This window comes from Paenibacillus sp. J22TS3, from assembly GCF_018403205.1.
Taxonomy (GTDB): Bacteria; Bacillota; Bacilli; order Paenibacillales; family Paenibacillaceae; genus Fontibacillus; species Fontibacillus tuaregi.
On record NZ_BOSF01000002.1, the window covers coordinates 187,612 to 209,365 of the forward strand.

Annotated in this window: 15 protein-coding genes and 1 tRNA gene; 13 read left to right on the top strand and 3 right to left on the bottom strand. The window is 47.1% G+C overall.

Going from position 1 to position 21,754, the window contains the following annotated elements:
- Window positions 1-167: 167 nt before the first annotated feature.
- From KJS63_RS06780 to KJS63_RS06800, 5 genes are all read left to right on the top strand, one after another.
- Entirely contained in the window at window positions 168-1,241 is a 1,074-nt protein-coding gene (locus tag KJS63_RS06780) for a hypothetical protein (protein ID WP_213618472.1), read from the top strand.
- A 71-nt stretch (window positions 1,242-1,312) separates the two neighbouring features.
- Window positions 1,313-1,858: a hypothetical protein gene (locus tag KJS63_RS06785; protein WP_213618473.1), complete on the top strand. Its 546-nt coding sequence runs from the start codon at window positions 1,313-1,315 to the stop codon at window positions 1,856-1,858.
- Between the two features lie 61 nt (window positions 1,859-1,919).
- A complete protein-coding gene (locus KJS63_RS06790; RefSeq protein WP_213618474.1) occupies window positions 1,920-2,513 on the top strand; it encodes a hypothetical protein in 594 nt (197 codons plus the stop codon).
- Window positions 2,510-2,974, top strand: a complete 465-nt coding sequence (locus tag KJS63_RS06795; RefSeq protein ID WP_213618475.1) for a phBC6A51 family helix-turn-helix protein — start codon at window positions 2,510-2,512, stop codon at window positions 2,972-2,974. The genes KJS63_RS06790 and KJS63_RS06795 overlap by 4 nt, the downstream gene beginning before the upstream one ends.
- Before the next feature lie 632 nt (window positions 2,975-3,606).
- A tRNA-Ala gene (locus tag KJS63_RS06800) sits at window positions 3,607-3,679 on the top strand.
- Window positions 3,680-3,922: 243 nt separating this feature from the next.
- Here the strand turns inward: KJS63_RS06800 and KJS63_RS06805 are convergent.
- Window positions 3,923-4,903: a BtrH N-terminal domain-containing protein gene (locus KJS63_RS06805; protein WP_213618476.1), complete on the bottom strand. Its 981-nt coding sequence runs from the start codon at window positions 4,901-4,903 to the stop codon at window positions 3,923-3,925.
- Entirely contained in the window at window positions 4,887-5,459 is a 573-nt protein-coding gene (locus KJS63_RS06810; RefSeq protein ID WP_213618477.1) for a PadR family transcriptional regulator, read from the bottom strand. The genes KJS63_RS06805 and KJS63_RS06810 overlap by 17 nt, the downstream gene beginning before the upstream one ends.
- A 303-nt stretch (window positions 5,460-5,762) precedes the next feature.
- On the opposite strand from KJS63_RS06810, the gene KJS63_RS06815 reads away from it, so the two are divergent.
- The 8 genes from KJS63_RS06815 to KJS63_RS06850 all read left to right on the top strand — a co-directional run bounded on the left by KJS63_RS06815 (window position 5,763) and on the right by KJS63_RS06850 (window position 20,388).
- Window positions 5,763-6,905 carry a GntR family transcriptional regulator gene (locus KJS63_RS06815; protein WP_213618478.1) on the top strand — a complete coding sequence of 381 codons (1,143 nt, stop codon included), beginning with the start codon at window positions 5,763-5,765 and terminating at the stop codon, window positions 6,903-6,905.
- A gap of 159 nt (window positions 6,906-7,064) precedes the next feature.
- The gene (locus KJS63_RS06820) at window positions 7,065-9,284 is read left to right on the top strand and encodes a hypothetical protein (RefSeq protein ID WP_213618479.1); all 2,220 of its coding nucleotides are present in this window, start codon (window positions 7,065-7,067) and stop codon (window positions 9,282-9,284) included.
- Between the two features lie 24 nt (window positions 9,285-9,308).
- Window positions 9,309-12,386 (top strand): alpha-mannosidase, encoded by a 3,078-nt coding sequence (locus KJS63_RS06825; protein WP_213618480.1) that lies wholly within the window; start codon window positions 9,309-9,311, stop codon window positions 12,384-12,386.
- A gap of 44 nt (window positions 12,387-12,430) precedes the next feature.
- A complete protein-coding gene (locus tag KJS63_RS06830; protein WP_213618923.1) occupies window positions 12,431-13,345 on the top strand; it encodes an ABC transporter permease in 915 nt (304 codons plus the stop codon).
- A gap of 12 nt (window positions 13,346-13,357) precedes the next feature.
- Window positions 13,358-14,254, top strand: coding sequence for a carbohydrate ABC transporter permease (locus KJS63_RS06835; RefSeq protein ID WP_068619817.1), 897 nt, complete (start codon window positions 13,358-13,360; stop codon window positions 14,252-14,254).
- A gap of 80 nt (window positions 14,255-14,334) precedes the next feature.
- Complete coding sequence (locus KJS63_RS06840) at window positions 14,335-15,993, top strand: extracellular solute-binding protein (RefSeq protein WP_213618481.1); 1,659 nt, start codon at window positions 14,335-14,337, stop codon at window positions 15,991-15,993.
- A 169-nt stretch (window positions 15,994-16,162) separates the two neighbouring features.
- Entirely contained in the window at window positions 16,163-18,163 is a 2,001-nt protein-coding gene (locus KJS63_RS06845) for a glutaminase family protein (protein ID WP_213618482.1), read from the top strand.
- 182 nt (window positions 18,164-18,345) lie between these two features.
- Window positions 18,346-20,388, top strand: a complete 2,043-nt coding sequence (locus tag KJS63_RS06850; RefSeq protein WP_213618483.1) for a GxGYxYP domain-containing protein — start codon at window positions 18,346-18,348, stop codon at window positions 20,386-20,388.
- 61 nt (window positions 20,389-20,449) lie between these two features.
- Here KJS63_RS06850 and KJS63_RS06855 read toward each other — a convergent pair whose 3' ends face one another.
- Entirely contained in the window at window positions 20,450-21,529 is a 1,080-nt protein-coding gene (locus KJS63_RS06855; protein WP_213618484.1) for a substrate-binding domain-containing protein, read from the bottom strand.
- Window positions 21,530-21,754: the final 225 nt, after the last annotated feature.

The following is a 21,754-nucleotide window of genomic DNA, read 5'->3' on the forward strand; positions in this document are numbered from 1 at the left end:
GTATGAGTTTGTGTCTATCACTGTTTCACGACAATAAGATTTTTGTATGGGCTGACAGTCGTGTTAGTGCGGAGGTGGGGAGCGGGAAATATGTTGTAACGGATGAATATCAAAAGATAAGACAGGTTGGTAATCGCGTTATTTTTATGTCCGGGATGACTGGGATAGTGGAAGACGTATTCGCTCGAATTAAGCCGGACAGTACCTATGAAGACATCCAAAGCGTAGCCAGGACAACGTACAATGATTTTGTTGCCGAACACAAAGACGATCCAGGTTATACGGAATCCAAGCATGGTATTGAGTTCGGTGTCTACCTGCACGAAATCGTAGATGGTAAGCCTTTATACGTCCAATTTGCGTATCGTGATAACTTCAAAATTAACCAACAGGGGCCAAAGGAGGCGGAAGTCTTCGGGGTAGCTGCGCACTCTGACATAGCGTTACCTTTATTTGTGCGTAAGATTAATTCGGGCCTGCCGATCGAAAAGGCTGCTCGTCGAACTTTCGAGCACGTAGCGGATGAGATAGTTGGCGGATACTTGACGATGTTTGTTGTACAGGCGGAAGGGATTGTAGCTAGTAAATGCGTAATCAGGGATCGAAAGCCTTTACCTAAATTCCGTGATTTAACGATTCCATACAATGCGACGATGGACGGTAGCGTAGTTGCGCGTAAAATTACGCTCACAGGGCAGATCGATAATTCTTCGATGTACAGCTCCGACATAACGGGCGGAACGATAACCGGGGCGCTTATCCGGACATCTGCGTCAGGTGCCCGCGTGGAGGTTGACGCAAGGGGCTGGCGAACTTATGACCAAAGCGGGCACGAACGGATTTCTATTAACGCCAATGATACGTACGGAATGAGCGCCATTTCTTTCGCGAAGTCTGACGGTTCCGGTGCGGGAACATTAAACGGGTCGGACGCGGCGTTTCAGGTTTATTCTTTCGCAGATATGCTTATCGCTGCTGTCGGTGGAGGAACTGTATACATCGGGAATCAAGGCGGAAGAGTAGACTTTTCGGGAGCGAATGTAGCTGGATTAACTCCGACGTCTGTAACTGGGCTGTCGGCTCTTCTTAGTGGAAAGGCTGACAAAGGGGCCTCCACTACTCCTGTATCGGGTGGAGCTCATAATCACGGGTTCCCTGATGGTACGCAATTCAAGTCCGTTGATGGAAAGATATATACCTGGAGTGCTTACGGTGGATTTACTCATCAACACTCAATCTAATGTCATTCCCTATTGAAACATTCTTCCAAATCAGACCATAATAGATATAACAACCATAAGGGGGAAGTCTGATGAAGAAGTTTGTAGCGGGTGTAGTTGTTGGAGCCGCGTTGTTTGCGGGAACCTCTGTTTTCGCTGACTCTATCAAAGGCTTAATTGGCATGAAAGTCAGTGGTACATATGAGGTAGTGAAGAACGGAAAGAAAATAGGGGACGCGGCTGTGATCGGGGAGAAGGCATATGTACCTGTTAGGGCAATATCCGATGCGGCAGGCATTCCGTTAACAGTAAAGGGGAAAACGATAACTATGGCCGAGCCTGCCTCTGCTGAAAAAGTATATACGAAGGAAGAACTAGAGATATTGAATGAGATTACAACACTCCAAAATAGTGTGCTTTCTCTTAATAATGATATTAAATACTCGGAGGCATACGAGATAGCGCCGCTACAAAAGAGTATCGAAGAAGAGCAAGCAAAGACGGATAAGATCCCGGGCCGAATCGAGACGCTTCAAGCGAAGGTAAAGGAGCGCCAGGATTACGTCGATGGCCTGCGTAAGAGTGTTACGGAAAAACAGGCGAAGATAGACGCACTTAAAGCGCAATTGAATAAGTAATACACAATAACGGCCGTCCTCTATAGGGCGGTCTTTTTAATTCGAAAGGGGGAAAACGTAAATGGCTCGCTACGAAACAGACGATCAACTACGTACTAGCATCGCAGACTTAACGGAGAGATTGCGCCAGATACGTATAGAGAATGGACTGCCGCCGGATGCGCCAAAACGAGAGCGCTCCGTAGACATTCCGCTATCACTGGCTCTAGTTGATCGGCTGCATCGGTTTGAGGTGATTGCGATTAAATATACGTCACTTATGGCGCAAGGACATGCGCAGAGGATCGACCTTAGTAAGCTAGAGGAGTACGCAGAAACGGCTAAACTACTGGGCCGGTCTAAGGGATTCTTCTTTACAATGATAGGTCTCGGTGTTCGTGGCATTCTGGATACGATGCGGCACGTTAACAAAACGCTCGAAGAAGGCCCAGACAGCCTAGATATAAACGAGTGTATGCGGCGCTTACATTGGGCAATTGAACTATTACGGGATAGGAACGAAGGGACGCGTCATGACACGTACGAATACCGTAACGAGCATGGCGTACCTCCGAAGGCAGAGGCAGATCGCCTGTTATCCGATCCTGCAGCATTACAGGCGGAGATTCATGAAGCACTAGCGCATATAAATAAAGAGGGGGACGATATAGAATGAGCAGACAACGTAAAGTATTAGAGGCGCAGTTAGCACCACAACAACAACGGGCCGCACAGCTTATCGTAAACAATGAGTGGGCGGAGTTACTTAACGAGGACGGGAAGAAGAAAACAGCGCAAGAACTGGCGGATGAGATCGGGATCGCACGCTCAACCTTCTTCGAATGGAAGGCACAAGAAGCGTTCGCTGCTTACGTTAACTACCTAACTGAACGTCAGCTTGACGCCATGCGATCGGAAGTGTACGTTCAACTCATGCGTGCGATCCGCGGTGGAGCGAACGGGATTCCTTCCGTTAAGGCGCTCGACTTGTATATGCGTAGATACGGATTGCTTACCGATAGAACAGTTGTGGAGGATACGCGTAACGTGATCGAAGAGAGACGGAAGACTGACGACGAGATCCGTAATGAGATCGCGGAGCTTGACGATATGCTTAACGGTAAACACGCGGGATAAGGCGACTATTTCGGACTAAGATTGCGTTTCACCTACTAGCGACTCCCGACGGACGGACGCGCTAAAACTCAGGGGGTCACCGCTGCATAAACGGATGCATATCGTACAGATTACGACTATTCACTCCGCTAAAGTGAGCCGCATAACGACGCGGTTTCTGGCGTATGCATAAACGGTGCATAACGGGATATCCGCATATACTCGGAAGAATGGCGCAGTGGTACGGGTTGGCGGCCGCTAGCTTTACGCATAGCAATCAGCGATGCGCCCTTTAAAATGAATACGGGTGCATATCGATTTAATACAATAACGCATTACCCCAAGGCGGTATCCGCTAACCTCTACATCAAGTGCACATATAACCGACAAATAAAAATTTGATTTGGGGGTCAGTTTTAACAGTAGTCTATCGAAGAGAGTCCGATTTAAAATAGGCGCAGGTTCACGGGAATTCCGTTGAGCTTGCGCCCTTTTTGCTTATGCATCTTTGCGCAGATATCTGAAATTAATAGTTGCAGCGATGCGCTCCCGTGTGTTATATTATTCAAGCGGAAAGAAAACGACGAAATGAATGTACGCTGACAAACCGTTGACAGAAGCGGATTTATGCGTTGACTTGACGATAAATTTACGGGGCCTTAGCTCAGCTGGGAGAGCGCATCGCTGGCAGCGATGAGGTCAGGGGTTCGATCCCCCTAGGCTCCATAACACTTAACACAAACGGCAGAAATGTCGTTTTTTTTATTGTATTTTTTGAGCTTGTTTCATTTGTGAACCAAGTACTTGAAGAGAGGATAGAGTCTATAAAATAAAGGTATAAAGAACTCAGTCCATCCTAACCGGCACCGAGGATGCAAGGCGTATACGCAGTTGTATTCCCCGATGCCATTCACTTCAAAGATAAGACAGGGCTCACTCTCCAAATTTAATATTTCATCACAATAGGTCTCACAACAATAATTCCATGGCTGTGCGTTCTTTATCCGCTATCTCAAGCAAAAGTTTCGACGCCTGCGATAGCTCTTGGTAGTCACCTGTTCTGCCCGCACGGTCGATCGACTCAGACACGCTGACCCACAACGGGGCTATTTCCGAAAACATACCGTGGGCTTGTTCGATTTTTTGATCTTCCAACAGATCGGCGCATTCTCTCAAAAAATCCCGGTATAAATTCCGAAATAAAGCCCCACCGGTGCCCGCACGCTCCATCAGCAGCGCGGTCAGACATAAATCATGTTCGATATTGCTGCTGCGGGAAGGCCACTTCAAGATTTCATTGCTCATTTTTACAATGCCTTTAATGCCAATATTGCGAATGGGTGGGTTCAGATAGTCATACGCATTCTTAGTCAAGGATTCGCGTATGGCAGGAACGAGCGGAGGTAATTCGCCGATGGGCTCAAGCGTAAAGGAACGATTTCGGGAACTCATGGGCCCCTTTGCGTTTCTGGCCTCGGCCAAACTTGTCAAGCTCGTCTTCACCTGTCCGCCCTGTTGTTTAGTATCCGCCATGTAGGCGTATTCATCACTGAAGCCGTGTAGGACTGCATAGTGACCGGCAAAATGCACCTTGTTCGTAAAATAATCCAGGTAATAGGAGTCTAATTTCAGCCCAACCGGAATTCCGCGTTCGATGTAGCTCCGTACGTTCTGCCAAGCCTTGTCCACGGACGACGTTTCTTGAATTTTGACGGTCAAATCAAGCCGTTTGGCAAGGTTGGCGGTCAATTCATCCGGTTTGACCCTTCCTCCGATAAACGGAAATTCCATTCCCTTCGAGTCCCAATATATGAATCCAAGCCCTTGTCCAAGTCCGAACAGCATCGGTTCAGACAGTTGGACCCCAGCATGCTGTAGTAAGTTGCCGATGGTGGTCGTCTCGCAATGTTCGCCTTGATAAGGAACAAAACCCTCAATGATTTTTGTCATATAATCCTCTCTCTTCCATCATTTCATTTATTAGACGGGCAACGAATGCCTGCTCGTTCTCAATTAAGCTTATTGGATGCAAGAACAGCGCCCTTACGTTCAGGGGCAGACTGGCACCGCCTTGTGATTCGTACTTTTGGTTAAGGTTCATTGAAATTTGTGCAAGGAAATCCAACCGTTTCCGTAATGCAGTGATAGCTTCGTCTTTCCCGATATGAGGCAAAGCAGCCAATGCGAGATCAAAGCGGTTGTCGCGTTCCCTCGTGGAAGACAGACTGTCCAGGATTTCATTTCTCAACTGGGCCATACCAGCTTCGGTGAGGGAAAAACGGGACGGCATGGGTCCTTTGCCGGATTTCCCGTCGCATTCTTCGGGGACGATCCATCCTTTATCGTTCAATTTCTTCAGTCCTGTATAGATCGAAGTTGTACCGATATTAGCCCATTCCTTATAACCTCGCTGATCGATCAGCTTCTTGATATCGTACCCGGAAGCTTGACGACATTCCGCGAACATTTGCAGGAGCATGAATTCGACATTCGAAATGGTGTGCATGAAGCCCTCCTTTTTATATTTCACGTATGTAATATATCACCGGTGTAATAAAAGGTCAATAACCGAGAATACCAGGTAAATAATACAGGCGCATGTGGTGCTATTCGATCTGCTTGTATTTATGGTGACCGCTGGAAAGATTGGATGTATTATTTCACTGATTGAACTACTATAATGAGCAAGGATTTTCTGTATGCTTTGTTAATACTGCCCCGAATCTCTCTCGCCAGGAGTTGTTTATTGCGCTTTAAAAATATATATTATATATAAAAATATAATAAATGAATTGGTGATGTGATTATTATGAGCACTAACGATCGAATACCGTTATACCAGCAAATCCAGGACTATATCCGCAAAATAATTAACTCGGAAAATCTGAAGCCGGGTGATCGAATACCGACAGAGAAGGAACTAATGGATCAATTTAATGTTAGCAAAATTACGGTTGTAAATGCCTTAACAGGCTTGGCTAACGAGAAGCTGATCGATCGTGTCCCTGGTAAAGGAAGTTTTGTTGCAGAAGAGACAGACTCATCTTCCACAGCATTGTCTGAATCTTCAGTCCCTAGGAGAAGAGGGCATAGTACAGGGATGATCGGTGTTATCATGCCTTCGATCCACGACTACTTTGCTATCCGGCTGATTGAGGGGATTGAACAAACACTGAATCAAGAAGGTTACCGCAGCATGATCATGTTGACGGATGGCAAGATTGAGAAAGAGAAGGATGCAATCAAGGAGCTAAAAGCTATTGGAGCAGAGGGGTTGCTTATCTTCCCTGTGGATGAGGAGAATTATAACGAGGAAATTCTTGGCATGAAGCTGTCGGGATTTCCCTTTTTGCTAATTGACCGGTATTTGCCGGGAGTGGAGACCCATTTCATTGCGGCCGATGGGAACCTAGGCACGAAGCTGGCCGTTGAACATCTGTGGGAGTTAGGACACCGTGATATAGCTATCTGTTCGGATTCACCCCTGCAAACTGTCACGGTTCAGGAGCGAATTGATGGTTATATTGAAGCCTTGAAAGATAAAGGGGCGCTTATTAATCCAGCTCATATGATTACGGATTTCAAGCCACTGCCTGTTCTGAAGGATGCCGAAGTCCATCCGTTGTATCGATATATCCGTAACAAAATGGCCACGGCTTATATATCACTTAATGGCAGGCTGGGTGTTCAGATTTATCAAATGGCCAAACAGGCAGGACTTCGTATTCCCGAAGACGTATCCATTGTAAGCTTTGATGACCCAACTTCCGTCGTGGAGGAGTTCAGTATATTCACGCATGTTAAGCAGTTTGAGAAGGATATGGGAAATCAGGCGGCCAGCCAGCTTCTCGAAGTCATTCGTGGGGGTCCTGCTGTTACAGGGTTTAGCAAGATTCTAATTCAGCCTGAGCTTGTCATTAGACAAACCTCAGGAACCTGTCCCTTATCTTAAATTTGGAGCTTTGATTAAAGTCTTTTCCGGATACGAAACGGAAAGGACTTTTTTATTTCGTAAAATATATTGAATATATTGTTAATGTATATTATATTTTAGGAGTAGTTAAAACTTACATTGAAAAACAAATCATCCAAGGGAAGGGAGGTTATAACTATGCTTCGAGATCGCAAAGAAGAACGAATCGGGTTCCAGGAATCAGCACCCTATCATCCTGATTATGATCTTCAAACTGATTTTGTGATGGTCTACGGAATTGATGAAACCATGCCCAAGCGTATTAAGGAATGGAAGGATAAAGGGTATATTGTGCATTTAATGACCGGGGTAGCGTGGGGAACCTATAACAGCTACTTGGACGGTGAAGTAGATGGAGAAACGCATTGGGATGAAGCACAAACAGACCGTTATGGGGAGATGATCCTTCATGGCAAGGAGCCTGTTATCCCTTACATGGTACCTACAGTCTCGTTCGGCAGATTTCTCTCAGATCGAATACGTTCAGCTGCCGATTCCGACGTGGAAGCGATCCATCTGGAGGAGCCTGAATTCTGGGTAAACGGTGGTTACTCCGAAGCCTTTAAAAGAGAATGGCAGCTGTATTATAAAGAACCCTGGAATCCGCCTCATGCTTCGCCTGATGCGCAATTTCGCTCCGCCAAATTGAAAGCGTTTTTATACACACGTGTGTTAGACAGGTTATGTACTGAAATGAAAGACTATGCTCTCAAGCGCTATAATCGCGTGCTTCGATTTTACGTTCCCACACACAGCCTGATTAATTATACGCAGTGGCGGATTGTTAGTCCGCAGTCTCGCTTGATTGAGCTTCCATCTGTAGATGGATATATTGCGCAAATCTGGACCGGGACTTCACGGACTCCGAACGTTTATGAGGGGGTACGCAAGGAACGAACTTTTGAAACCGCATACTTGGAATATGGGGTTATGCAGGAGCTGGTAAGAGGAACAGATAGACGAATGTGGTTTCTTCATGATCCTATCGAAGACAATCCGAATCATACATGGGCCGATTATAAGATGAACTACCTAAAAACAGTTGCGGCTTCACTTCTTCATCCCGGAGTTTCCCATTACGAGGTCGCCCCATGGCCGCAAAGAATCTTTAAAGGGACTTATCCCTCTGATGAGGGTACAGGTAAAGAGCGGATTCCTCCTGACTATGCAACGACATTGCTGCACGTGATGCACACACTTGGAAACATGGATCAGGACTATATCGAAACAGAGGATGAATCACTCCAGATTGGTGTATTCATTGCCGACTCGGCGATGTTTCAGCGCATGAAGCCAGATCTAGAAGCACCCGATGCCGGAAAGTATGACGGAACAGATCCAGAAGGGTTCCATGAGGATGGCGATACAGAGCTGCTGGATTTCTCTCCATTTTACGGACTGGCACTGCCATTGCTTAAACATGGGATACCTGTGAGACCTGTCCAACTTGATAATGTGAGGCGCTATCCGCATTATTTGGCTCCATACCGTGTTCTTCTTTTGAGTTATGAGTTTATGAAGCCGGAGTACTCTGATATCCATTATGCACTAGCCCAGTGGGTACAGGATGGCGGAGCTTTGATCTATGTCGGTGATGACAGCGACCCGTACCACAGCATTCGGGCATGGTGGAATGATGACCACTGTTATGGAAGCCGAAGCAAGGTTCATCACTCTCCCAGGGAGCACTTATTTGAGCAGCTTGGTCTTGAAACAAAGCAGGAAGGCATTCATTACTCGGGCAAAGGACTGGTTAATTGGCTCGCTGTGCATCCGGCGGCTTGTTCCTTAACGAAGACAGGTGCAGACCAGCTCCGGCAGTTGGTTAGAGAAACGTTGGAGAAAATGGATGATTCAGCGTTCCGCTTTGAATCAAAAAATTATTTCAAAATCAAGCGTGGGCCTTATATCATTGCCTCTGTTCTAGAAGAATCGATATCGGAAGCACCCTTAGTTATCACTGGCCCAGTTGTTGACTTGTTCGATCCGACTCTGCTCGTTCGGCAAGAAGTAAGTTTAGCCCCAGGGGAGCAAGCCCTGTTATACGATGTTACGGCCGGACGACCGCATCAAGGCGAAGTTAAGCTAATCTCTGCCTCTTCTAGAGTTGAAGACTTGACTATAACCAATACAGGTTTTCAATTTGCAGCCAGGGGTCCAGCAAGCATACAGGCAACAGCCAGACTTTACTGCCCAGTCGAACCCATATCAGTCATCTTCGTGAGCCAAGACAAGACAGCATCTGTCGTATGGGAATGGGATCCGAAATCGCAAACCGTACTACTGCAGTATGAGCATGGCAGCGGGAACAAGATAGAGATTCGGGCAAGCTGGAATAGTGAGACTGTAAAAGCTTGATGACCGAGAGGAGAGAAAACAATCATGCCCTATGAGCCGATAAGATCCGGACATTTGAATCAAATGCTGTCTAAACTCCGCGAAGCCATTTATGAGCCGGTGGCCCAGTTGAAAGTTACGGCATGGGTTACCCCTGAGCCTGTTCCATTTGAAGAAAGAACGTCAGGGAGAAAAATTACACTTTCGCCTGGTGCGCAATGGGGGGAGTTATGGGATTGTGCCTGGTTTTGTTTTACGGTTCATCTTCCACAGCTTAGTCTTGATACAAAGGTTGTTCTTCTGCTGGATGTGAACGGCGAGCTCTGTATCGTGGATAACGAAGGAACACCTGTGCAGGGCTTAACTACCATTAATTCTGAATTTGATTTTACACTGGGCCTCCCTGGAAAAAGAGTAGTTGAAGTAGATCGCTCATCGATAAGTGGTGGCGAATTTGAATTATGGGCTGATGCCGGTAATAATGACTTATTTGGCAAGTACCGTGGTGGTACTTTGAAAGAAGCAGTACTTGCGATTTGTCATGAAGATATCCGAAGTCTGTATTACGATGCAGAGGTGCTTCTGGAAACAGCAGAGCATCTTCCTACCGGCACAGCGCGAAGAGAAAAGATTCTTCAATCGCTATATGACGTTTCATTAATATTAACGGAATTCACTCCAGACCTTATTCGCCGTGCGAAGGGGTTATTAGAGGAACAATTATCCCTTCGTGGTGGAGATCCTGTGCTCAGCATAAGCGCCGTTGGTCATGCACATATTGATTTGGCTTGGTTATGGCCGATCCGTGAAACGATCCGAAAGGGCGCAAGAACATTTTCGACTGTGCTTCGCATGATGGAACGGTATCCCGATTATGTGTTCGGTGCAAGTCAACCTCAGCTATATGATTGGATGAAGTCCTATTATCCCAAGCTGTATGAGCAGATCAAGGAACGGGTGCGAGAAGGAAGATGGGAACTGCAAGGGGCCATGTGGGTGGAGTCGGATACCAATGTGCCAGGTGGTGAATCCCTTGTACGCCAGATCCTGTATGGCAAGCGTTATTTTCAACAGGAATTCGGGATGGAGATGAAGTCTCTGTGGATGCCGGATGTATTTGGTTACTCCGCAAGCTTGCCGCAATTATTGAAAAAATCCGGTGTGGATTACATGATGACCCAGAAGCTCTCCTGGAGTGAGTACAATCGCCATCCCCACCACTCCTTCCTGTGGGAGGGAATCGATGGTTCCTCGGTATTAACGCATATGCCACCTGAGGATACCTACAACAGTCCGGCGGCTCCGCGTTCTATTATCAAGGCAGAGCGGGAGTACTTGGATAAGAATGTATCCAACCATGTACTGATGTTATTTGGCATTGGGGACGGGGGCGGTGGCCCGGGAGAGGAGCATTTGGAGCGCCTGGCTCGTGAGAAAAATCTGCTTGGCTTGTCCCCTGTTATACAGGAGCCTTCCTGGAAATTCTTCGAGCGGCTGAATGAAGAACGTGACAAATTTCAGACCTGGCGCGGCGAGCTTTATCTGGAGAAGCATCAAGGAACCCTTACCAGTCAGGCGCGGAGCAAGCGTTATAACCGCAAGATGGAGAAAGCCCTGCGTGAACTGGAGTTCGCTTCTGTGCTTGCTGCCCAGCTTGGCAAGCCGTATCCGTCCGGGAAGCTGGAGAAGATCTGGAAGGAAGTCCTTCTGTACCAGTTCCACGACATACTTCCGGGCTCTTCAATTAAAAGGGTGTACGATGAGTCGTTAATACGGTATGAACAATTGCTCCAGCAGACAGAAGCTATGATCACTGAAACCTACCGCTGTTTAGCAGACCATATCTCATCGGGTGAGGTGGATTCCACTAGCGTTGTGGTATTCAATTCACTGCCTTGGGAGCGCCAGGAGTGGCTGCATATCCATGGGCGATGGCGTAAGGTGCAGGTTCCATCTATGGGGTACACCGTAGTATCCGATTATGGCGACCACGGCGTTCAGAAGGAAGTAGCGTCCAGCATTGAAATAGACATGGAGACACTTGATTCGGGTGTTCAGGTTATAGCTGACGAACGCAGTATTGAGAACGACAAACTTATTGTGAGATTTGATCGAAATGGTGCCATCCTCTCGATCCTGGATAAGGCAGAAGCTCGTGAAGTCATCGCGCAAGGCCGACTTGGTAACGATCTTCGTGTGTATCATGACAACGGGGACGCTTGGGATTTCCGCCATGACTATTCGGCGAACCCCGGCATGCGGTTAACCCTTCTCAACATCCGGGAGCTTCGGGATGGGCCAAGAACCGGTCTAATCTTCGAATACAACTATGGGGAATCCACATTAACCCAGACGGTCGTTCTAACGGAGGGCAGTCGGCGTATCGATTTCGAGACCACCGCAGATTGGAGAGAGAACGGTAAAATGTTACGTACTTCGTTCCCTGTTCATATCCGTACCGATCAGGTTCACTGTGAAATCCAATTCGGCAGCTTGAGCAGACCAACCCACCGCAATACGATGTGGGACTTTGCGAAAGATGAGATATGCGCTCACCAGTGGATTGATTTATCGGAACCGGATTACGGGGTCGCACTGCTCAATGATTGCAAATACGGACACCGGGCTCTCCATAACGTGCTTGACCTTCATTTGCTTCGCAGCAGTTCGTATCCGGATCCTGAGGCGGATCGTGCAGAGCATAGGTTTACTTACTCGTTATATCCGCACCAAGGAAATCATGTGCAGGCTGAAATCTATCGAAAAGGAAATGAACTGAATATTCCGCTTCGTATGATTTCCTTGTCATCATTGGTTGATATGCCTGAAGAAAAGCTGCCTCATACCAAGGCTTTCCTGCAGCTGGACCATCCGCACATCATGGTGGAGTCGGTCAAAAAAGCTGAGGACAACAACGACATCATCGTGCGTCTGTATGAGACATCTGGAACACAGGTCAAGACCAATCTTCATATCGGATTAGCTGTAACCGAAGCCTGGACGACTGATCTGATGGAACATATCATCTCACCAGTACCCATAGACGAACCATCTCAACTAGCCCTCTCCTTCACGCCATTTGAAATCATAACGTTACGATTAAAAGCACTGCAGCAGGTATAAAAGCGGCTTATTGTCCCCCATAAGAAAGGAGAGTTGGGAATGTGATGAGGCCAAACCATCGATTAATGAAACGAATCTGGAAACATAAGCTCTTCTACTTGTTCATGCTTCCCGGCATCGTTTGGTTTTTTTTGTTCTCCTACGTGCCCCTGTATGGGATTCAAGTTGCCTTCAGAGATTACACCTTCGTTGGCGGCTTCAGCGGAAGCCCGTGGGCTGGCTTCAAGTACTTTGAACAATTTTTTAACTATTATCAATCCGGGGATATCATCCGCAACACGCTCATCATCAGCCTCATGAAACTGCTTATCGGCTTTCCCATGCCTATCATTCTTGCTCTACTGTTGAACGAGGTTCGGAAGCTGAGATTTAAGAAAACCGTTCAGACCTTATCCTATTTACCGTATTTCGTATCCTGGATCGTGGTTGTCACCTTGATGCAGAGACTGCTTACTCCTTATGGCGGTCCGGTCAATGATTTATTGGGGTTATTTGGAGCAGAGCCAATCCAGTTCCTTAACAATCCCACTTGGTTCTATCAGATGATTCTGGGATCTGATATCTGGAAGAATATCGGCTGGAATTCCATTATCTTTATGGCTGCTATTGCGGGAATCGATCAGCAGCAGTATGAAGCTGCCAAGATGGATGGCGCAGGACGTTTTCAGCAGATGTGGCACATCACTCTTCCAGGTATCCGTAATGTGGCCATTATATTATTTATTCTTGCCGTGGGTAATTTGATGAGCGCGGGTTATGAGCAGCTGCTTCTCTTGAATGGACCGGCGACCGCCAGCATGGGCAGTGTGCTGGATGTGCATGCCATCAATTCCGGTATTCGGGAAGGGCGCCTTAGTTACGCTGCAGCTGTTGGATTATTTCAGAGCATCATTGGTCTTATCTTGGTTCTGACGGTCAATCGGATTGCACGCAAAGTCAGTGATGTATCCCTGTTCTAAGGAGGTGACGTTTTGAAGCGGAAATGGTCCTTGTTCTCCGTGGTCAATTATACCTTTCTTGCTTTGGTTGGCTTCTCTATGATCTACCCGTTTATTTACATTTTGGCTTATTCATTAAATGACGGTAAGGATTCAATGCAGGGCGCGATCTATTTTCTTCCCCGAAAGTTCACCCTAGAGAACTATGCTCAGGTATTTGATAACGCCCGCATCTGGAAGGCTTACCAAATTACACTCATTCGCACGGTCTTGGGAACGTTCCTTCACGTGGTCCTCTGTACGCTCATGGCCTATGCGCTTTCCAAAAAGACGCTGCCCGGCCGCTCGTTTTTCACTTTTTACATTTTCCTGCCTACCATTTTCAGTGCCGGTTTCATTCCGTTGTTTATTACGCTTCAGAAATTGCATTTGATCAATAGCTTCTGGGTATACATTCTGCCGATGCTGTTCAATTTCATGCATATCGTCATTATCCGCACCTTTCTACAAGGCATTCCAGAGGAACTGGAGGAGTCAGCTTACATTGACGGGTATGGCGATTTTCAAATCTTTCTCCGGATCATCCTGCCTCTTTCGGGACCCGTGCTGGCCACCATCTCGCTCTTTATTGGGGTGGCGCATTGGAATGACTGGTTCTCTGGTGCCTATTACGTATCCAACAAAGAATTGATCCCGGTGCAGACCCTGCTGCAGGAAATGTTGACGGAAGCGGAGGCATTATCCAATTCGATGCAGCGCGCCGCACAACAGGGCGGGCAAACGATTGGCGGTGCAGCCGGTGCAGGAGCAACGCCTGAATCCCTCCGTATGGCCTTGCTGGTGATCACGGTCTTTCCGATTCTATGTATTTATCCGTTCTTACAACGATATTTCGTAAAGGGGGTTATGATCGGTTCGGTTAAAGGTTAGGTCATCCTGACCCGGAATTTGTTGAGCTTCACCAAGCTTCATCAAGATCATCAATATTCAGATTCCAGGAGGCGATTGGTTTGAACAGGATTTGGTCGAAAGGCGTATCCATATTACTCGTGTCCATCATGGTTGGGGGAATGCTGGTCAGCTGCTCGAATTCATCAGGGAATGGAGAGAACGGACAAGGTGCCGAAGGAGATTCACAGAAACTCAAAATATTACACAATTGGAACGGGTCAAGCGGATCTGATAATGGAATGACCCCTGTGGAAAAAGTGATCAAGGAGAAGACCGGGGTAACCCTCCAGTGGGAGTATACGAAGGGCAGTGAGACGGAGAAGGTCAACCAAATTTTCGCAACGCAGGATTTACCGGACATTTACACTGGACCCGCATGGGGAGGCGAGCTGGACGGCATCGTCAAGGCTGCCAAAGAAGGCCAGTTGGTGGATATATCCGACAAATTGAAGGATTATCCAAACCTCTCCAAATCTATTGCAAAAGAAAATATACCCCCTGCATTATATGAAAAAGCGATTGATGCCTACGGGGGCAAAAAATATTTGCTTCTTCAGAATCAGCCTGCCACGAACAAAGACGGCATGGACTGGCTCTACGGTTTCTATGTCCGCAAAGACATTGCTGAGAAGGTCGGTGTGGACCCTCAGTCTGTCGTGACGAAGGAGGATTTCTATAACTTTCTCAAAAAGATTAAGGAGGCCAATTTACAGGAGAACGGCCAGCCGGTCTTTCCGCTGGGAGGGTTCAGTAATGGCTGGGCCGTAGGCATTGGCAACACCATGTTCTACTCTGGGGCCAGCTATGTAGATAAAGGTGATGGAACTGTTGAGCGTGACTTCTTCACGAAGGGTTATGAAGAATACACACTGTTCTATCGCAAGCTGGTTCAAGAAGGACTGCTCGATCCGGAAGTCTTTACCCAGACAGATCCTATCGCCAAGGAGAAAATCAATCAAGGACGTATCGCCGTCCTGGCGGCACACTATCCGGCCATTTTGGATGCTTCCAAGGATTATGCAAGCTCGCATCCAGGAAGCGACTATGTTCCTCTTGGCCCATTGGAGCGGGCGGACGTTGAGCCGAACCGGCCGGTTGATCTCGGGATTCAAGGCAACAACGTGACGGCAATTACGAAGAACTGCCAAGGTGCCTGCGTTGATGCTGCTCTGAAGTTTCTTGATTTCATGGCTTCGGACGAAGGATTCATGCTGGCGCGGTACGGAGTTCAGGGTGTTCACTGGGAGATGAAGGACGGGAAGCCGGCTGCCAAGAAGGAATGGTTCGATAAATTCAGCACGGATACCAACATGAAGCTGCGCAGGAACGAAGGCATTAGCATCGGCCTTGAATCGCTTACTGGGCTTGATCGCATCAACTCCGCAGCTGGCGGAGACATCTGGGCTGAACAGAAACGGCTTGATGCCATGGAGAAGGCTCGCAAAATCCTCCGTCCTAACGGCATTCAAGTCATTACGGCCTATAATCCGGGGGACGTCATTACAAAAGCGCCGGAATGGGAAATGCTGAAGCCTTCAATGGATCGTATGGGGGATGCGTGGAAGGAAGCTGTTTTTGCGAAATCAGATGAAGCTGCGATGGGCATTATCAACGACCTTCGGGAGCAGCTCCGAAAGACGGGATATGAGAAAGCGATGCAGTTCACGAATGAGAATTTGAAAGGTAAGGATGTCGTAACCGTTCAGATGCCGAACTAATGACTTTATAATCATTGGAGCCTGATAAAAAAAAGGCTTCGCAGCACCTTGGGAACAAGGAAGCGAAGCCTTACGTTGTTTGGCTTCATCGCATGGCCAACTCATCTTAGAAAAATGCATTAGTAGTCGTAATTCTTGACACCTATCTCTTTAAGGAGTTGTTGTACAAATGACAACAAATTTCAGACCTCCGTCCGTGCCTCTTGTAACCGTAGATCCTTATTTTAGCGTTTGGTCCGCTGCCGATCAATTGTATGATGATCATACCCGACATTGGACGAACAAGATTCATGGCATGACTGGCCTTGTGATCATTGATGGCAAGCCCAGACGATTTATGGGGAAGATTGCCTTGCAGGATCAAGCTGAATTTCCGGAGCCGGAGACACTCGTTCAAACCGGTCTGACAGTTGAGCCTGTAACGACCAGATATTCTTTTCAAGGGGAAGGAATTGAACTGAAGGTTCAGTTTATCACACCTTTATTGCTGGATGATCTCGATTTGTTATCCAGGCCTGTAACCTATGTGACTTTTCAAGTTCGTTCTATGGATGGGGAGTCACATCAAGTTAAGATCTACCTTGATGTGACGGGCGAGTGGTGTGTACATACACCGGATCAGCAAGTGGTCTGGGAACACCACGTGATTGGTGGACAACTGGATGTGATGTCCATGGGGACAGTCGAACAGCCAATATTGCAGCGAGCAGGAGATGATACAAGAATCGATTGGGGGTATATGGTTCTGGCAGTTCCCCGAACGTCCAGCATTCAGACGGTGATTCATTCTGCAGCAAGCCGCAGGTCGTACGTTGAGAAGGGACAATTACCGTCAGAAGATGACCAGAACCATCCGAGAGCGGTTTCCGATAATATGCCGGTCATGGCGGCAGAGCTGGATATGGGTTTAGTTCAGGAAGCGCCGGTAACCCACTACCTGATGCTTGCGTATGACGACATTCATGCGATCGAATATTTTCATCAACCGCTGGATGCGTATTGGAAACGAAACGGATTGACGTTTCATGAAATGCTCTTAATGGCAACGGATCAATATGAAGAGATTCTGCAAAGATGTGAGCGGTTTAATCGGGAGCTGTTGGCCGAAAGCCAAACCGCAGGCGGTGAGAAGTACCGGGACATCCTGGCGCTTACGTACAGACAGGCGATTGCCGCCCATAAATTGGTTGCCGATGAAGCGGGAAATGTTTTATTTTTCTCCAAAGAGAACTTCAGTAATGGATGTATTGCTACGGTCGATGTCAGTTATCCGTCGATTCCATTGTTCCTGAGATATAACCCTGAGCTGATCAAGGGCATGATGCGTCCGATTTATAAGTATGCGATGAGCCGTGAGTGGACATTTGATTTTGCACCTCATGACGTGGGAACTTACCCTAAAGCCAATGGTCAGGTGTATGGGGAGAACAAGCTGGAGTATCAAATGCCGATTGAGGAATGCGGCAATATGCTCTTGATGGCTGCTGCCATATGCAAGTATGAGGGGGACACGGATTTTGCCCGGGAGCACTGGGAGCCTCTTACAAGATGGGCAGAGTACTTACTGCAAAATGGACTTGATCCTGAAAATCAGTTGTGCACCGATGACTTCGCCGGACATTTGGCGCACAATGCTAATTTGTCCATTAAGGCTATATTAGGCATTGCCGCTTATTCGTATATGTGTGACAAGCTCGGCATGCAGACTGGGGCCTCTTATCTTGCGGCTGCTCAGAACATGGCGAATGAGTGGGTGTCCATGGCAGATGCCGGGGATCACTATAAGCTGACTTTTGATAGTCCGGACGATTCGTGGAGTATGAAATACAACCTGGTGTGGGATCGTCTCCTGGACTTGCACCTGTTCCCAAAGGACATCGCAGCCAAAGAGCTTGAATACTACAGGCTTAAACAAAATCGTTATGGCCTCCCACTGGATAGCCGGGATACGTATACCAAATCGGATTGGCTGGTATGGTGTGCCTCCATGAGTTCGACACCAGCTCAGTTTGAGTCACTGCTCACACCCCTATGGGATTTCATGAATGAGACAACGGCCCGTGTTCCGGTAACGGATTGGTATGACACCATCACGGCAAAGCAGCTGAATTTCCAGAATCGTTCTGTTGTTGGGGGCTTCTTTATTCAATTACTTATGCAAGAAGCCTAAAGACAATTTTATATGATAACAGGCGATGAATGTCTAACGCTATCCAAGAAGTTCGAAAGGAGCTGATACAGCTAGCTGCAAACAGCAGTTCGAGAAGCAGGAGCTTGGAGGAGTGAGTACGAAAAACAGAACGCGGTTTGATCCGTTACATCCCATTATCATTAAAAGGAGAGATGTAAATTATGATCCGCAAGTTAGCCGTTTTGTGTATTGCTCTAGTCTGTACAACCGTGTTATCGGTCAGCGCATTTGCTGCTGATGATGCTTCTATGCAAGCGGATTCTTTGAAATGGCCTAAGAATCAAGCGCTTCCGAATTTCGGCAAGGCTAAGCATCTGGATGTTGCCAATGTATATGAGGCACCTGGGGATATCAAATTGCTTTTGACAACTCTTGAAGGGATTATAAACAGGCAGCAACCTCGAATTTATGTGCTCCAGAATAAAGTTGACCCATGGCTGGAGGATTTGAAAGTTCCTTACAAGCAGTATGACAACGCTATGGAGATTCTCAAGAAATATGCCAAAGAAATTAAAGGCATCATTGTATATGATCCTGACATGCCGGATTCAATTAATGTGGCAACTACGCTTGCTGGACTGAAGGATGCTGTTGTCGCCAGCCCTGAGCAGGCACAGCAATTAACGGCTTCACCGTACAATCTTGCGGTACTTGAAGACTTGCAGGGTAAATTTAAGAGCCGCATGGATGCATACAATTGGCAATATGAAAATCTCTGGAGCCAAACGACTCAAAGAATGCTGGTCGGATTGAGTCCGAACACATCCATCCCGATCCCGCCGGGAAATTTTGATTCGTTCCAGACGATTGCCGTCGAGAAAGAACAGATTCGTGACGCAAGTAACCGGCAAATATTTGAATATGATTTATCTTCCTATTTGGGGCAAGAGGCGGTCTACCTCCGCTTCCAGGATGCCTTTCCTCAGGATGGCTGGGGGCCAGCCGTTCATCAAGTGACGGTAAAGGCAGATGGACAGGTCATCTCAGATTTTAAAACGGGTACCTCAGAGGAAGAACCTTTTCTCTATGACCAACATAACTCCAAATTTTTACCTGGTAGCGATCACCGCTTCGCTGATAACGGTAATTACTTTGTATACGAATTTAAACCTTCGGCCAATACAAAGCAATTAACAGTTTCGATTGAAATGTGGAACCAATACAAAGTATCAGCAAGCAATACCAAACCACTTTCATCCGAGGAGAAGGAGCCTTTTGGTTTTCTGCGGGATTATGCGGTAGCTAACAAAGCCATGGTCTTCTGGCTGTCAACCAGCATACCTGAGGAAAAGGCGCTTTTCGAGAAGATTCTATCTGATGTAAAGCCGGGGACCCCTTATATGGGATGGTTTGACAATGATTTCGAAGGAGAGGTCGCTGGTCTCGAACTAACGTCCCGCCATAGTGTGTATGTGCTGCCTTCGGACTGGTTCCATAACATGACCGTATTTTCAGGAACAAAAGTCAAACAAGAACCAGAGCCTAAACGAGTGAATTCGAAGCTTGAGAATAAAATTTACGTGACATATACCTTTGGCGAAGGGGACAATTTGCAATACGACCAGAACCATATGCGCAACTTATGGAATGATCCTGCTCGGGGCAAAGTGCCAATAAACTGGACCTCAAGTCCGCTGTTATATGATGCAGCACCTGCCATTCTCAATTATTACCGTTCAACTGCGACGACAAATGACCTTCTTATCGCAGGACCATCAGGAGCGGGCTACTTCTATCCGCAGGTCTGGCCGAAGGAGACATTTACGGATTACTTGAAGCAATCCTATTCCTATCTTAAGAAGACCGGCATGTCGTACCCTTATGTACTGAATCGTGAATTTGGAAAAGACGTTCCGCTTAACGAGTCGACGGCAGCTGCATATGAGAAAAATTATAAACTTCCAGGTCTTTTCTTGGCAGGGGAAGATAAAGACAATATTAAAATTATAAATGGGAGTCTGCCGGTATCTATCATGCGAGGCATCTCCACTGTTCAGGACGGGAAAAATGTATTAACTGCTGCACAGAAAGACTGGGATGGCAAATCTCCTAAGTTTATTTCAATAGGAATCAACGCGTGGAGTATGTCACCATCAGATGTTCTAGCTATCACTGAATCTCTTGGGCCAGAATACAAGATCGTTAAGGCTGATGAATATTTCTCACTTGTTCGAAAAGCCTATGGACTGCCTAATAAGAATTGAGAAAATAAGTATGAAAGCCTTCCTTATTGGAAGGCTTTTTTGTTGATGATGGTAGTGCACTTTAACCTTGAATCGGCTTGATTGTATCCCGTATGACCAAGCTCGTAGGCAGCATGACTTTCTTGTTACCGTAGGACGAGCCTTCGGTAATTTCGAACAGCAGTTTGGCGCTCTCGTAGCCGAGGACGTCAAAATATTGCTTCACCGTGCTCAAGGCGACCTTGGCGAATTTGGAGCTCTCGAAATCGTCAAAGCCCATGAGGGAGACTTGTTCGGGGATACGAATATCAAGTGCAGTGAGCTGTTCAATGACCTCAAGGGCCCGCTTGTCATTCGCACAGAACAGGGCGGTTAGCTCTCCGGCATGGATGAGGCGCGCAAGCGCAGTATAGTCCAATTCCTTGTCCAGGAATAGGAGCGACTCGGGTACCGGAAGGGACGCATTCGACATGGCGTTGCAATAGCCGTTATATCTGTCTACCTCCGGGCTCAGGTGGTAGTCGTAAGCCGCGAATCCGATTCGGCGATGGCCTTGGTTAATCAAGTATTCTACTGCTTCATAAGCTCCATCGTGGTTGTTGCAGGTGACGACGTTGACCGGATAGCCGGAAGGGGAACGATCGAGCATCACGAACGGAATCGCTTTTTTGCGAATTTCCCCGAGATAGCCCTTGGCTGCTTCAGGATTAGAGGAATAGATCAGTATTCCTCGTAGCTCCGCTTGGATTAACTCCAGTACAAGCTCCCGCTCCTGTTCGAAGTCATTCTCCACGAATTCAATGATCAGCTTGCAGCCCTGCTTGCCCAGAAAAGATTGTATGCCCCTCATAATCTGCATATACGAACTATCATACAGGTCGATGCCGGAGATGACGAAGGCTACCAGATTGGAGGTCTTCTCCGGGGCGGCTGCCTGGCTGGCGACAAAGCTTCCCTTACCTCTGACGCGGTAGATCACACCCTCGTTCACTAACTCCGACAGCGCCTTACGGACCGTGATAGAGCTGACATCCAGCAGCTTGGAAAATTCCGATTCGCTGGGAATCCGGTCATCCTTCGTAAATTCCTGATTCTCGATCTGGGATAAGACATAATCTTTCACCATTTGGTACTTTGGCAGAGCCAAGTCCTTCTTGCTCAAGTGGGTTCACCTCGTATCAACATTTCCTCAATTATAGCGCATATTGCTTTAAAAAGTATACTTACTTATAGCGAATCCCCAAAAATGAATTTGTCGAATAGGTGGGTGATTTTTAAGAATCAGGCAGAAAAAGGGGTGAAATGAGATAAATGGTTTGAATTTCATGAATATATGTATTACTATGGGGTCAAATAAAGTATGTTTTTTAACTAACCTCTTATAATA